Origin of the sequence: Nonomuraea sp. ATR24, assembly GCF_041950485.1 — a bacterium.
Classification (GTDB): Bacteria; Actinomycetota; Actinomycetes; order Streptosporangiales; family Streptosporangiaceae; genus Nonomuraea; species Nonomuraea ceibae.
The window spans coordinates 86,930-99,246 of record NZ_JBGNUU010000002.1 but is presented as its reverse complement, the minus strand read 5'-3'; the positions used below and the strand labels follow the sequence as shown (position 1 = coordinate 99,246).

Sequence of the window (12,317 nt, the reverse complement as noted above, 5' to 3'; positions counted from 1 at the left end):
CGCAGACAGGACCGCGCTTCAGGTCAAAACACTGCTGAAGAAGACAGCCAGTTGATTGGCTCCTTGGACGATCCCATCGAACACACCGTTGACCGCGGCGGCGGCTTCGGCCGGCCGGGTGAACAGGTAGAAGATCACGAACGCGACGGCCACGTACGTGATCACCTTCTTGACCTGCATGGGGGGCCTCCTGCAGTCCATTCCCAGCCGTATATACCCGGATCTGGGCGGTCACTAGGCATCTTCTGTGAAGATGTTCATGATCCTAACCGGGGGGCTTGTTTCCTGTGTCATCGTACGGCCTGCGGGCGTGGCGGGGGCGCCATACGGGCCGGTGGTTCGGTGATGTGACGGGAGCGACAGACCCTGGATGGATAGCGACACTCTCCAATGGCTAGACTTTCCGCAATCCGCGAGAAGGGAGCCGCGAGCGTGCGCATGGCCGGTCTGAGCGCCGCCACCGGAGTGCCGGTGCCGACGATCAAGTACTACCTGAGGGAGGGACTGCTGCCGCCCGGCCGGCCGCTGGCCCGCAACCAGGCCGAGTACGGGCCCGCGCACGTGCGGCGGCTGAAGCTGGTCCGGGCGCTGGCCGACTACGGCGGGCTGAGCATCGCCGCGATCGCCGGGCTGGTGCGCCACCTGGACGATCCCGGCGTGAGCGCGGGCGAGCTGCTGGCCGAGGCGCAGCCCGCCGTGGCCGCGCCCCAGGAGCCAGGCCCCGCCTCCGGCTCCGGCGCCGCGGCGGAGCGGGCGCGGGACCAGGTGGCCGCCCTGCTGGCCAGGAGGGGCTGGGAGGGCTTGGCGGATCATCCGTCGGCGGCCACGCTCACCGGCGTCCTGGCGAGCCTCCTGGAGCTGGGGCTCGACGACGTGCTCGAGGGGCTGGACGACTACGCCGGAGCTGCCGAGGCGGCGGCCTCGGCCGACGTGCGCATCCTGGGGGACGTGACCGACCGGGAGCGGGCGGTCGAGGTCGTGGCGCTCGGCACCCTGCTCGGCGACACGCTCATCGCCGCCCTGCGCAGGCTCGCCCAGGCCCGCCTGGCGGAGGACACGTACCAGAGCTAGACGTAGCTAGACGTACGGGAGCTAGACGCCCAGGCGGGCGCTGCGCAGCCGCTCGACGGCGCCAGGGTCGCCGGTCAGGTCGACCCTGGCGTGCGCCTGGCGGCCGAAGCAGAACAGCAGCAGCTCGCCCGCGTCGCCCGTCACCTCGACCTTGGGGCCCTCGCCCGCGCCGCCGAGCAGCACCGAGCGCGCCCCGCCGGAGCCGCGCCGGTGCAGCACCACGCCCACGGGGGCGCGGCGCAGCATCAGCTTGGCCATGGCCGACAGCCGCTTCCAGATGTGGTCGTCGAAGTCCGCGGGCAGCTCGCGCGGCTCCCAGGAGGGCTGGGCGCGGCGCACGTCCTCGTGGTGGACGAAGTACTCCAGCGTGTTGACGGCCGAGTCGAGGAAGGGCGCCAGCCCGTAGACGCCGCCGGGCTTCCGGACGAGGGCGACCAGCTCGGGGAAGGGGTGGCGGTCCTTCAGCGACTGCTGCACCGAGGCCGTGCGGCCCGACAGCGCCCGGATCGCGATGCCGGGCAGCGCGTCGAGCCTGCGCTCGCGCAACACCAGGTGGGCGGCCAGATCGTAGGAGTCCCATCCCGCGCAGAGCGTCGGGGCGCCGGGGCCGAGCCGGTCGAACAGATCGCAGAGCGCCGCGCGTTCGTCACGAGCATGAGTCACATGCCAACCTTACGCCAGGGGAATAACGGGATGATCAGACGTGATACTGACTTACGTAGTTATAGCGGGCAGTGAAGGGAAGCTTCAGGAGTGGCGAACAAGGTCACCTCGGCCGTCATGCGTCAAGGGCTGCGTGTCCTTGGGGTGGCCATTCGTACGGAGAAGGCGATGTTCGCCGCCGCGGTCGTGGCGAGCGCGCTCTACGGCGGCATGACCGTCGCCTCGGCATGGGCACTCGGGTGGGCCACGGAGCACGTCGTGATGCCCGCGTTCACCGCCGGCGAGACCGCGGCGGGCGCGATGTGGACCGGCGTGCTGCTCATCCTCGGCACCGCCCTGCTCAAGTCCATCGGCGTGGCCGGGCGGCGCATCCTGGCCGGTGTCATCCAGTACCGGATGCAGGCCCGCTCCCGCCGCGACGTCACCAAGCAGTATCTGCGGCTGCCGCTCGCCTGGCACCACCGCCACCCCACCGGCCAGCTGCTGTCCAACGCCAGCGCCGACGCCGAGGCCGCCTGGGCGCCGCTCGCGCCGCTGCCGATGGCCGTCGGCGTCGTCGTCATGCTGCTCACCGCGGCCGTCGGCATGCTGCTCACCGACCTCATGCTCGCCCTGGTCGGCTTCCTCATCTTCCCGGCCATCGCCGTGCTCAACCTCGTCTACCAGCGCAGGCTCAGCCCGCTCGCCACCCGGGCCCAGCAGTTGCGCGCCGAGGTCAGCGAGATCGCGCACGAGAGCTTCGACGGCGCCCTCGTCGTCAAGACGCTCGGCCGCGAGGACCTGGAGACCGACCGCTTCCGCCGCCGCGCCCACGAGCTGCGCGACGCCAACATCGCCGTCGGCAAGGTGCGCGGCCTGTTCGACCCGCTGCTGGAGGCGCTGCCCACGCTCGGCGTGCTCGCCGTCCTGGCCGTCGGCGCGCTGCGGCTGTCCACCGGCTCCATCGAGGCCGGCCAGCTCGTCCAGGTCGCCTACCTGTTCACGCTGCTGTCGTTCCCGATCCGGGCGCTCGGCTGGGTGCTGGCCGAGCTGCCGCGCAGCGTCGTCGGCTGGACCCGCGTCCAGGCCGTGCTCGACGCCGAGGGCTCGATGGACTACGGCCAGGCCGCCGCCGACCGCGACGAGCCCGCCGCCCTGGCCGTCTCCGGTGTCTCCTACTCCTACGGCGACGCCGAGGTGCTGCACGACGTCACCTTCGACGTGCCCGCCGGGCGCACCGTCGCGCTCGTCGGCCCCACAGGCTCCGGCAAGTCCACGCTCGTCCAGCTGCTCGTCCGCCTCGTCGACCCCGACTCGGGCCGCGTCGCGCTCGACGGCGTCGACCTGCGCGACCTCGCGTACGGCAAGCTCGCCGAGTCGGTCGCGCTGGTGCCGCAGCAGACGTTCCTGTTCGACGACTCCGTACGCGGCAACGTCGCGCTCGACCTGCCCCTCGACGACGACGAGGTGTGGGGCGCGCTGCGCGTCGCCCAGGCCGACGGCTTCGTCACCCGCCTCGGCGACGGGCTCGACACCCGCGTCGGCGAGCGCGGCGCCTCCCTGTCCGGCGGCCAGCGCCAGCGCCTCGCGCTGGCCCGCGCCGTCGTCCGACGCCCCCGCCTGCTCATCCTCGACGACGCCACCTCCAGCGTGGACCCGCAGGTCGAGGCCAAGATCCTGTACGGGCTCCGGGACCGGGCACAGGCCTCGACCGTCGTGGTCGTCGCCTACCGGATGGCCACCATCGCCCTCGCCGACGAGGTCGTCTTCCTGGAGCACGGCCGCGTCGCCGACCGCGGGACCCACGACGAACTGATCAAGCGGTGCGAGGGCTACCGCAACCTGGTGACGGCCTACGAGCGCGAGGAGGCCGAACGGGCCGCCCTCGACCTCGACGGCAGCACTCAACTCGGCACCGACGCCGAAGAGGAAGGGGTCAGCGCGTGACCGCCGAGACCGCCGAGAACGTGCGCCAGGGCATCGGCGCGAACGCCGACAGCTCCGCCTGGGCGACCATCCGCCGGGGGCTCTCGCTCACCCCCGAGTTCCGCCAGGGGCTGGCGGTCACGCTCGCCCTCGCCGTCGTCGCCACCATCGGCAAGATCATCGTGCCGATCGCCGTCCAGCAGACGATCGACACCGGGCTCAAGGACGGCGTCCCCGACCTGCCCTACATCTACCGGACCGTCGCCCTGTGCGCCGCCGCCGTGCTGCTGACCGCGCTGGCCGCGTACATCATGAACGTCCGCCTCTACAAGGCCACCGAGGCGTCGCTGGCGACGCTGCGGGTGCGCGGCTTCCGCCACGTCCACGACCTGTCGGTGCTCACCCAGAACACGGAGCGGCGCGGCGCGCTCGTCTCCCGCGTCACCAACGACATCGACCAGATCAGCACGTTCATGCAGTGGGGCGGGCTGATGATCATCGTCGCGCTCGGCCAGCTCCTGGTCGCCAGCGTGCTCATGCTCGTCTACTCCTGGCAGCTCACCCTGCTCGTGTGGCTGTGCTTCGTCCCGCTGATGATCGCGCTGCCGCGCTTCCAGCGCTGGCTGTCGCGCGCGTACACCACCGTCCGCGAGCGCACCGGCGACATGCTCGCCGCCGTCAGCGAGTCCGTCGTCGGCGCGGCCGTCATCCGGGCGTACGCCACCGAGCGGCGCACCGCCGAGCGCATCGACAAGGCCGTGAACGCCAACCGCGCCGCCCAGGTCAAGGCGCAGACCATCGTCGGGTTCGTCTTCCCGCTGACCGAGATCGTCGCCGCCCTGGCCATCGCCGGCATCGTGCTCCTAGGCGTCCGGCTCGGCCTGTCCGGCGACATCACGCAGGGGCGGCTGATCGCGTTCCTGTTCCTCATCACGCTGTTCGTCTCACCCATGCAGACCGCCACCGAGGTGCTCAACGAGGCGCAGAACGCCGTCGCCGGCTGGCGGCGCATCCTCGGCGTCATCGACACCCCCGCCGACGTCGCCGACCCCGGCGAGAACGGCGTCGAGCTGCCGCGCGGCCCCATCTCCGTCGCCTTCGAGGACGTCCACTTCGCCTACCCCGGCGGCCCGCCCGTGCTGCGCGAGCTGTCGGTGGAGATCCCGCCGCGCTCGCGCGTCGCCGTCGTCGGCGAGACCGGCTCCGGCAAGACCACGTTCGCCAAGCTCCTCACCCGGCTCATGGACCCCGTCGGCGGGCGCGTCACCGTCGACGGCCACGACCTGCGCGACATCCGCTTCTCCTCGCTGCGCGAGCGGATCGTGATGGTCCCGCAGGACGGGTTCCTGTTCGACGGCACGCTGGAGGACAACATCCGGTACGGCAAGCCGGACGCCACCCGTGAGGAGATCCTGCTCGCGCTGACGGAGCTGGGCCTGGCCGACTGGCTCGACGGCCTGCCCGCCGGCCTCGACACGCCCGTCGGGCAGCGCGGCGAGTCGCTGTCGGCGGGGGAGCGGCAGCTCGTCGCGCTGGCCCGCGCCTACCTGGCCGACCCCGACCTGCTGCTGCTCGACGAGGCCACCTCCGCCGTCGACCCCGCCACCGAGGTGCGGCTGGCCCGCGCCCTCGAAGGCGTCACGCGCGGGCGCACCGCCGTGTCGATCGCGCACCGCCTGTCGACGGCCGAGAACGCCGACGAGGTGTTCGTGTTCGACGGCGGCCGGCTCGTCCAGCGCGGCCCACACGCCGAGCTCGTGACCGAACCCGGCGTCTACGCCGACCTGCACGCCTCCTGGGTGTCGGCCGCCCGCTCGTGACCCGCGGGCTCACCCCCGCGTGACGCTGAAGGTCACTGTCGTGCCGACCGGCCCCGACACGATCGTCACGTGCTCGCACAGCAGCCGCACCAGCCACAGCCCCCTGCCGCCCGCCTCGAACCCCGACGGCGGCGGCAGGGCGCTGCTCCAGCCGCCCATGCCCGGCCCCTCGTCGGCCACCTCGCACCACAGCCGCCCGTGCTGCCACCACACGCGCACCGTCCCGCCGCCCCCGCCGTGCAGCACCGCGTTCGTGATCACCTCGTTGACCGCCACCACGAAGTCCTCCAGGCGGCGCCCGCCCAGCCCCTCACCCGCCACCCGCTCGGCCAGCGTGCGGCGCAGCGCTGTGATGCGCCCCCGGGCGAACGAGGCGCACAGCACCTGTCTACACATCGCCGACCCGGCGGACAGTGACGACCTCGTCCCCCTTGATGAGCTGCAGCAGCCTGGCCAGCCGCGCCCCGCACACCACCACCGTCCGCCCCGGCGGCCTGCGCACCGCCATCGCCACCAGAAGCCGCGCCGAGCCCGCGTCGGCGAACGCCAGCCCCGCCGCGTCGATCACCACCTCACCCGGCTCCTCCCGCAACGGCTCCAGCACCGACGCGAACGCCTGCCGGTTCGTCAGATCGACGTCGCCCCACAGCCGCAGCGCCGCCGCCCCGCCCGGCGCCGCATAACGCAGCGCCGCCTGCCCCGGCGTGATCGGATGGGCCGAAGCCGCCCGCTCCACCGCCTCCCGCGTGAACACCCGCCGGTCGTACTGGCACACCAGAGCCATCCGATGCCGCCCGAACAGCGCGTTGGCCGCCGACTCCAGCGCCACCTGCCCCGGCGGGTCGCAGGCCCCCCACGACGCGTCCACCAGCGCGTAGAGCCCCCGGCAGCCCTGCTTGCCCGCCAGCTCCACCGCCGCCGCCAGCCCGCCCAGCGCCTTGCCCGGATCGAGCCGCCCGTCGGTGAAGTGCGTGCCCGCCCCGTCCAGGATCTCGATCCGCCCCGACGACTCCGCCGCCGCGAACCCCGGCACCAGCGGCCCCAGCCACTCCCGCGTCAGCCCCGGCGAGTCGGCATGCGTGATCAGCAGCACCTTCGCCCGGCGGCGCAGCCCGTTGAGCGTGAACAGCCGGGCCGCCGCCCGCCGCTCGCCCTCACCACGCAACGGCAGGCACACATGATCGCCCAGCTCGGGATCGAGAACGGAGCCCGGTGACACGATGGCGCACCCCCTACCGTAGGTCGCCCTGAAACTACTCTCCGGAGCGTCATCACGTACCGCGTTCTGTGTAAAACACACGGTGACGGCGCGCGGTAAGGTGTACCTTCATCGCGGGCCGCCTTACGGCGGGGCGTGAGGAGCATGGCGTTGGACATTCTGCAGATGACCCGTCGGCGGCACGGCGAGATGGTGGTCGTCAGCCTCGCCGGAGAGGTCGACGCCGACAACGTGACCGAGGTGCGCGAATGCCTCGACCAGGCCGTCCGGACCCACGGGCCGCGCCTCGTCGTCGACCTCAGCAAGCTCACCTTCATCGACACCACCGGGCTCGGCGTCCTCGTGCGCCAGCTCGCCAGCCTGCGCGACCGCGACGGCACCATGGCGCTCGTCGCCCCCGACGGCCAGGTGCTGCGCCGGCTGCGCCGCACCAACCTGGCGCCGCTGTTCCCCATCTACGACACGCTGTCGCAGGCCCTCGCCTGACCGCCGCCGGGACCGCGGCGGACGCCTGGTTGAATGAGGGCATGTCCCTTGACCCCACCATCGCCGCGCGGCTCAAGCGCAACGGCGACGGGCTGGTGCCCGCGATCGTCCAGCAGTACGACACCGGCGAGGTGCTCATGCTCGCCTGGATGGACGACGAGGCGCTGCACCGCACCCTGACCACCGGCAGGGCCACCTACTGGTCCCGCAGCCGCGCCGCCTACTGGGTCAAGGGCGACACCTCCGGCCACGTCCAGCACGTCAAGTCCGCCGCCCTCGACTGCGACGGCGACACCGTGCTGCTCCAGGTCGACCAGGTCGGCGCCGCCTGCCACACGGGCGACCGCACCTGCTTCGACGCCGCCCCCCTGCCCGTCGCCGAGCCCCAGGCGACCTGATGGCCACCCCCGACCACCCCACCCCGGACCGCCCCTCCGCCCCCACGAGCTCGCCGTCCCCTGAGGGACCGGGCGTGCCGGCGGGGTCCCCTGCGGCGGGTGACGCCGTACGGGCCGCGTCCCCTGTGACGGGTGGCGCCGTCCGGGAGCGGTGGGTGTGGCTGGCCGTGGCGGCGGGCGGGTGCCTGCTGGTGCTGCTGGCCGCCAGCCGGCCGTGGGCCGCAGGGGTGCGGGAGGCCGGGGCGGCGGCGGAGCTCGTGGCGCCGACCGGCGGGGACCTGGGGCCGGCGTTGACGCCGCTCGCGCTGGCCGGGCTGGCCGGCGTGGTGGCCGTGCTGGCCACGAAGGGGGCGGGCCGCCGCCTGATGGGCGCGCTGCTCGCGCTGTGCGGGCTGGCCGCCGGCGCCGCGACGTGGGCGGCCACGGGCGCCGACGGGGTGGTGGACTGGCTGCGGGAGCGCAACGTGCTCGCCGGGACGGCCGGGCTGACGTGGGACGACGTGGTGGTGTGGCCGGTGCTGTGCGGGCTCGGCGCCGCGCTGGTGCTCGCCGGCGGGCTGGCCGTCGTGGTGCGTGGCGGCCGGTGGGCCGGGATGTCCGCCCGCTACGAGCGCGACCCGGGCCGCGCGCCCCGTGCTGCCGACGGCGACAGAGCTCTGTGGGATGCGCTCGACCGTGGAGACGATCCGACCGAATCGCGCTAGGTTTGCGTTCGTTTGATGGTCGGATTCGTCGCCGCGGGGCGACCACACGAGGAGTCGGACGGATGAGCTACGGGGACCAGGGCAGCGGCTACGGAGCTCAGCCGCCCGGCGGTGGTTACGGTCAGCAGCCCCCCACCGGGGGCGGATACGGCCAGCAGCCGCCGAGCGGCGGCGGTTATGGCCAGCAGCCGCCCAGCGGAGGCGGTTACGGTCAGCAGCCGCCCAGCGGGGGCGGATACGGCCAGCAGCCGCCGAGCGGGGGCGGGTACGGTCAGCAGCCCTACAGCGGCGGATACGGTCAGCAGCCGCCCAGCGGCGGCCCGTACAGCTATGGTCAGCAGCCCCCGAGCGGTGCGTACGGCTACGGCCAGCAGCCGCCGCCCGGCCCGGGCTACCCGCCGCCGTACGCGCCGCGGCCGACGAACGGGATGGCGGTCACGTCGCTGGTGCTCGGCATCGTGGGCCTGCTCTTCTGCGGCCTGACGAGCATCCCGGGCGCCATCGTCGGCCACATCGCGATGGCGCGCATCAAGCGCACCGGGGAGCAGGGTCAGGGCATGGCGGTGGCCGGCCTGATCACCTCCTACATCACGATCGTGCTGTGGCTGATCCTGTGGATCTTCTTCGGCGGGATGTGGCTGGCGTTCCTCGGGCTCGCCTCGTCCGCCTCCTACGCCAGTTGACGACCGCCTGACCTGGAATAACTTGCGGTAACGCCACGAATGCAGGCAGATTACAAGTTGTCCGCAAGGTGAACGTTGTTGCATGTCGCCGATGGTTTGTCGCTAGGCTGCCGCGCGCAAGTCGCCGCGAACATGACGACATGAGGAGTTCTAAGGATGAGTTACGGAAATCAGGGCGAAGGCGGTTACGGCGCCCAGCCCCCGGGCGGCGGCTACGGTCAGCAGCCGCCGAGCGGTGGCGGCTATGGCCAGCAGCCCCCGAGCGGCGGTGGCTATGGCCAGCAGCCGCCGAGCGGCGGCGGTTACGGTCAGCAGCCCCCGAGCGGCGGTGGCTATGGCCAGCAGCCGCCCAGCGGCGGCTACGGCGGTTACGGCCAGCAGCCCCCGAGCGGTGGCGGCTACGGCGCGGGCGGCTACGGCGCGCCGCAGACGCCGCCGGACAACCACCTGGTGGCGGCCATCCTGACCACCATCTTCTGCTGCCTCCCGCTCGGCATCGTCTCGATCGTCAAGTCGTCGCAGGTCAACCAGAAGTGGGCGGCGGGCGACTACCAGGGTGCGGTGGAGGCCTCCGAGGAGGCCAAGACGTGGTGGAAGCGCGCGCTGATCTTCGGCCTCATCGCCGAGGTGCTCATCGTGGTGGCGTACGTCCTGTTCTTCGTCGTCCTCGTTGCCAGCACCAGCAGCAGCTACTACGGATGACCATGCCTGACGCGAACATCGAGCGGCGCGGCACCGACCGGCTCAGGTCGGTGCTCGCGCCGCTCGGCGTGGCGGCCGCGGCGGGAGCCGTGTTCGGCGTCGTGGGCCTGATCGACCCCAACGAACCGGGGCACTATCCGACCTGCCCGTTCCTGTGGGCGACCGGCCTGTACTGCCCGGGGTGCGGGACGCTGCGGACGATCCACGCGCTGGCGCACCTCGACCCGGTGGCGGCGGCGGGGCTCAACCCGCTCGCGCTGGCCATGGTGCCGTTCCTGCTGTTCTGGTGGGGGCGGTGGCTGGTGCGCTCCTGGCAGGGCAGGCCGAGACGCACCACGCTGGCGCATCCCGCCTGGCTGTGGGCGTTCCTGGCGGTCGTGCTGGTCTACTGGGTGGTCCGCAACCTTCCGTTCGGGGCGTTCCTGGCGCCGTAAGGCGAGCCCTGTGACGATGTGGGCCCGCCGGGCCGATACCATCGCAAGACAAGGCAGGGAGCGGACGCGAAGCGAACTCCCGGCCTCCACCCCCACTGCCGACCGGAGGGACCCCAAGCGCGTGAGTGAGCGGACCGAAGGACCGAGTGTCCTCGACGACATCCTCGACGGGGTGCGCGCCGACCTCGCCACACGTCAGCAGGCCGTGCCGCTTGACGAGCTCAAGCAGCGGGCCGAGCGGGCCCCCGCGTCGCGTGACGCGCTCGCCGCGCTCGGCGGCGACCGCGTCTCGGTGATCGCCGAGGTGAAGCGCTCCAGCCCGTCCAAGGGCGCGCTCGCCGCCATCGCCGACCCGGCCGCGCTCGCGGCCGACTACGAGGCCGGCGGCGCGCACGTGATCAGCGTGCTCACCGAGCGGCGCAAGTTCGGCGGCAGCCTGGACGACCTGGCCGCCGTGCGGGCCCGCGTCGACATCCCCATCCTGCGCAAGGACTTCATCCTCACCTCCTACCAGCTGTGGGAGGCGCGGGCGCACGGCGCCGACCTGGCTCTGCTGATGGTCGTCTGCCTGGAGCAGCCCGCGCTGGTGTCGCTGATCGAGCGCGCCGAGTCCATCGGGCTCACGCCGCTCGTCGAGGTGCACACCGAGGAGGAGCTCGACCGCGCGGTCGCGGCCGGCGCCCGCGTCATCGGGGTCAACGCCCGCAATCTGAAGACACTCGAGGTCGACCGGGATGTCTTCGCGAAGCTGGCGCCGAAGATCCCCGATAATGTGATCAAGATCGCTGAGTCGGGAGTGCGGGGTCCGCACGACCTGCTCGCCTACGCCAGGTCGGGCGCAGACGCCGTGCTGGTGGGGGAGAGCCTGGTCACCGGCAAGGATCCGCGCAGGGCCGTGGAGGCGCTGGTGACCGCCGGCGCCCACCCCGCGACCCGCCCCGACCACGGAGCAGAGGGATAGCAGTGGCAAACGAAGGCTCCATCCTCACGGCCGCCGACCTGGCGGGCAACGGCGTCCACGGCGACGACCCGGACGTGCACGGCAAGTTCGGCATCTTCGGCGGGCGCTACGTGCCCGAGGCGCTCATCCCGGCGCTCGACGAGGTCGCCGCCGTCTACGCCAAGGCCAAGAACGACGCGCAGTTCCTGAGCGAGTTCGACCACCTGCTGCGCACGTACGCGGGACGGCCGACCACGCTGACCGACGTGCCGCGCTTCAGCGAGCAGGCCGGCGGGGCGCGGATCGTGCTCAAGCGTGAGGACCTCACCCACACCGGCGCGCACAAGATCAACAACGTGCTGGGCCAGGCGCTGCTGACCAAGCGGCTGGGCAAGAAGCGGGTGATCGCCGAGACCGGCGCCGGTCAGCACGGCGTCGCCACCGCCACCGCCGCCGCGCTGCTCGGCCTGGAGTGCGTCATCTACATGGGCGCCGTCGACTGCGAGCGCCAGGCGCTCAACGTCGCGCGGATGAAGCTGCTCGGCGCCAAGGTCGTGCCGGTGACCAACGGCTCCCAGACGCTGAAGGACGCCATCAACGAGGCGTTTCGCGACTGGGTGACCAACGTCGACACCACCCACTACCTGTTCGGCACCGTCGCCGGGCCGCACCCGTTCCCGGAGATCGTCCGCGACTTCGCCCGCATCATCGGCGTCGAGGCCCGCCGCCAGATGCTGGAGCTGACCGGCGCGCTGCCCACGGCGGTCTGCGCGGCCGTCGGCGGCGGCAGCAACGCCATCGGCATCTTCCACGCCTTCATCGGCGACCAGGACGTCCAGCTCCACGGCTACGAGGCGGCCGGCCACGGGCTGGAGAGCGGCGAGCACGCGCTCACCCTCACCGCGGGCTCGGTCGGCGTGCTGCACGGCTCGCGCACGTACGTGCTGCAGGACGACGAGGGCCAGACCATCGAGTCCCACTCGATCTCGGCGGGCCTCGACTACCCGGGCGTCGGTCCCGAGCACGCCTGGCTCAAGGACAGCGGCCGCGCCACCTACCACGGCGTCACCGACGACCAGGCGATGGCCGCCTTCTCGCTGCTGGCCCGCACCGAGGGCATCATCCCGGCCATCGAGTCCTCCCACGCGCTCGCCGGCGCGCTGGAGCTCGGCCGCGAGCTCGGCCCGGAGGCGACCATCCTGGTCAACCTCTCCGGCCGCGGCGACAAGGACATGGGCACGGCCATGAAGTACTTCAACCTCTGACGACCCGCAGCGGGGCGGGGCTCGACG

15 protein-coding genes are annotated in these 12,317 nt (G+C 72.5%); 11 read left to right on the top strand and 4 right to left on the bottom strand.

What is annotated here, in order from left to right:
* Positions 1–18 precede the first annotated feature (18 nt).
* On the bottom strand, positions 19–180 hold the full coding sequence (locus ACBI99_RS04330) for a hypothetical protein (protein WP_197094029.1): 162 nt from the start codon (positions 178–180) through the stop codon (positions 19–21).
* Between the two features lie 258 nt (positions 181–438).
* Between ACBI99_RS04330 and ACBI99_RS04325 the strand changes: the two genes are divergently transcribed.
* Positions 439–1,071 carry a MerR family transcriptional regulator gene (locus ACBI99_RS04325; RefSeq protein ID WP_375071963.1) on the top strand — a complete coding sequence of 211 codons (633 nt, stop codon included), beginning with the start codon at positions 439–441 and terminating at the stop codon, positions 1,069–1,071.
* A gap of 21 nt (positions 1,072–1,092) precedes the next feature.
* Here ACBI99_RS04325 and ACBI99_RS04320 read toward each other — a convergent pair whose 3' ends face one another.
* Positions 1,093–1,734 carry a TIGR03085 family metal-binding protein gene (locus tag ACBI99_RS04320; RefSeq protein WP_357592664.1) on the bottom strand — a complete coding sequence of 214 codons (642 nt, stop codon included), beginning with the start codon at positions 1,732–1,734 and terminating at the stop codon, positions 1,093–1,095.
* Positions 1,735–1,851: 117 nt separating this feature from the next.
* Here ACBI99_RS04320 and ACBI99_RS04315 point away from each other — a divergent pair, with 117 nt between their 5' ends.
* Positions 1,852–3,660: an ABC transporter ATP-binding protein gene (locus tag ACBI99_RS04315; RefSeq protein ID WP_357592678.1), complete on the top strand. Its 1,809-nt coding sequence runs from the start codon at positions 1,852–1,854 to the stop codon at positions 3,658–3,660.
* Positions 3,657–5,459 carry an ABC transporter ATP-binding protein gene (locus ACBI99_RS04310; RefSeq protein ID WP_308125674.1) on the top strand — a complete coding sequence of 601 codons (1,803 nt, stop codon included), beginning with the start codon at positions 3,657–3,659 and terminating at the stop codon, positions 5,457–5,459. Before ACBI99_RS04315 ends, ACBI99_RS04310 begins: the two co-directional genes overlap by 4 nt.
* Positions 5,460–5,468: 9 nt before the next feature.
* Here ACBI99_RS04310 and ACBI99_RS04305 read toward each other — a convergent pair whose 3' ends face one another.
* Complete coding sequence (locus ACBI99_RS04305) at positions 5,469–5,855, bottom strand: ATP-binding protein (protein WP_219502409.1); 387 nt, start codon at positions 5,853–5,855, stop codon at positions 5,469–5,471.
* Positions 5,848–6,678 (bottom strand): MEDS domain-containing protein, encoded by an 831-nt coding sequence (locus ACBI99_RS04300; RefSeq protein ID WP_219502412.1) that lies wholly within the window; start codon positions 6,676–6,678, stop codon positions 5,848–5,850. Before ACBI99_RS04300 ends, ACBI99_RS04305 begins: the two co-directional genes overlap by 8 nt.
* 150 nt (positions 6,679–6,828) lie before the next feature.
* Here ACBI99_RS04300 and ACBI99_RS04295 point away from each other — a divergent pair, with 150 nt between their 5' ends.
* The 8 genes from ACBI99_RS04295 (at position 6,829) to trpB (ending at position 12,290) form a co-directional block, all read left to right on the top strand.
* Positions 6,829–7,164 (top strand): STAS domain-containing protein, encoded by a 336-nt coding sequence (locus ACBI99_RS04295; RefSeq protein ID WP_219502415.1) that lies wholly within the window; start codon positions 6,829–6,831, stop codon positions 7,162–7,164.
* A 41-nt stretch (positions 7,165–7,205) separates the two neighbouring features.
* Positions 7,206–7,562 (top strand): phosphoribosyl-AMP cyclohydrolase, encoded by a 357-nt coding sequence (hisI, locus tag ACBI99_RS04290; protein ID WP_219502418.1) that lies wholly within the window; start codon positions 7,206–7,208, stop codon positions 7,560–7,562.
* 74 nt (positions 7,563–7,636) lie between these two features.
* The gene (locus ACBI99_RS04285; protein ID WP_375071708.1) at positions 7,637–8,266 is read left to right on the top strand and encodes a Trp biosynthesis-associated membrane protein; all 630 of its coding nucleotides are present in this window, start codon (positions 7,637–7,639) and stop codon (positions 8,264–8,266) included.
* Between the two features lie 62 nt (positions 8,267–8,328).
* On the top strand, positions 8,329–8,949 hold the full coding sequence (locus ACBI99_RS04280) for a DUF4190 domain-containing protein (protein WP_375071707.1): 621 nt from the start codon (positions 8,329–8,331) through the stop codon (positions 8,947–8,949).
* 156 nt (positions 8,950–9,105) lie between these two features.
* On the top strand, positions 9,106–9,651 hold the full coding sequence (locus ACBI99_RS04275; RefSeq protein ID WP_219502445.1) for a CD225/dispanin family protein: 546 nt from the start codon (positions 9,106–9,108) through the stop codon (positions 9,649–9,651).
* Positions 9,652–9,653: 2 nt separating this feature from the next.
* Positions 9,654–10,085 carry a DUF2752 domain-containing protein gene (locus ACBI99_RS04270; protein ID WP_219502447.1) on the top strand — a complete coding sequence of 144 codons (432 nt, stop codon included), beginning with the start codon at positions 9,654–9,656 and terminating at the stop codon, positions 10,083–10,085.
* A gap of 121 nt (positions 10,086–10,206) precedes the next feature.
* Positions 10,207–11,046, top strand: coding sequence for an indole-3-glycerol phosphate synthase TrpC (gene trpC / locus ACBI99_RS04265; protein ID WP_219502450.1), 840 nt, complete (start codon positions 10,207–10,209; stop codon positions 11,044–11,046).
* A gap of 38 nt (positions 11,047–11,084) precedes the next feature.
* Positions 11,085–12,290: a tryptophan synthase subunit beta gene (gene trpB, locus ACBI99_RS04260; protein ID WP_357592680.1), complete on the top strand. Its 1,206-nt coding sequence runs from the start codon at positions 11,085–11,087 to the stop codon at positions 12,288–12,290.
* Positions 12,291–12,317 lie beyond the last annotated feature (27 nt).

Coding starts and splice junctions, on each gene's coding strand:
- ACBI99_RS04270 (WP_219502447.1), top strand. CDS start 9,654: ATGCCTGACGCGAACATCGAGCGGCGCGGCACCGACCGGCTCAGGTCG.
- ACBI99_RS04330 (WP_197094029.1), bottom strand. CDS start 180: ATGCAGGTCAAGAAGGTGATCACGTACGTGGCCGTCGCGTTCGTGATC.
- ACBI99_RS04280 (WP_375071707.1), top strand. CDS start 8,329: ATGAGCTACGGGGACCAGGGCAGCGGCTACGGAGCTCAGCCGCCCGGC.
- hisI (WP_219502418.1), top strand. CDS start 7,206: ATGTCCCTTGACCCCACCATCGCCGCGCGGCTCAAGCGCAACGGCGAC.
- ACBI99_RS04315 (WP_357592678.1), top strand. CDS start 1,852: ATGCGTCAAGGGCTGCGTGTCCTTGGGGTGGCCATTCGTACGGAGAAG.
- ACBI99_RS04305 (WP_219502409.1), bottom strand. CDS start 5,855: ATGTGTAGACAGGTGCTGTGCGCCTCGTTCGCCCGGGGGCGCATCACA.
- ACBI99_RS04325 (WP_375071963.1), top strand. CDS start 439: ATGGCCGGTCTGAGCGCCGCCACCGGAGTGCCGGTGCCGACGATCAAG.
- ACBI99_RS04275 (WP_219502445.1), top strand. CDS start 9,106: ATGAGTTACGGAAATCAGGGCGAAGGCGGTTACGGCGCCCAGCCCCCG.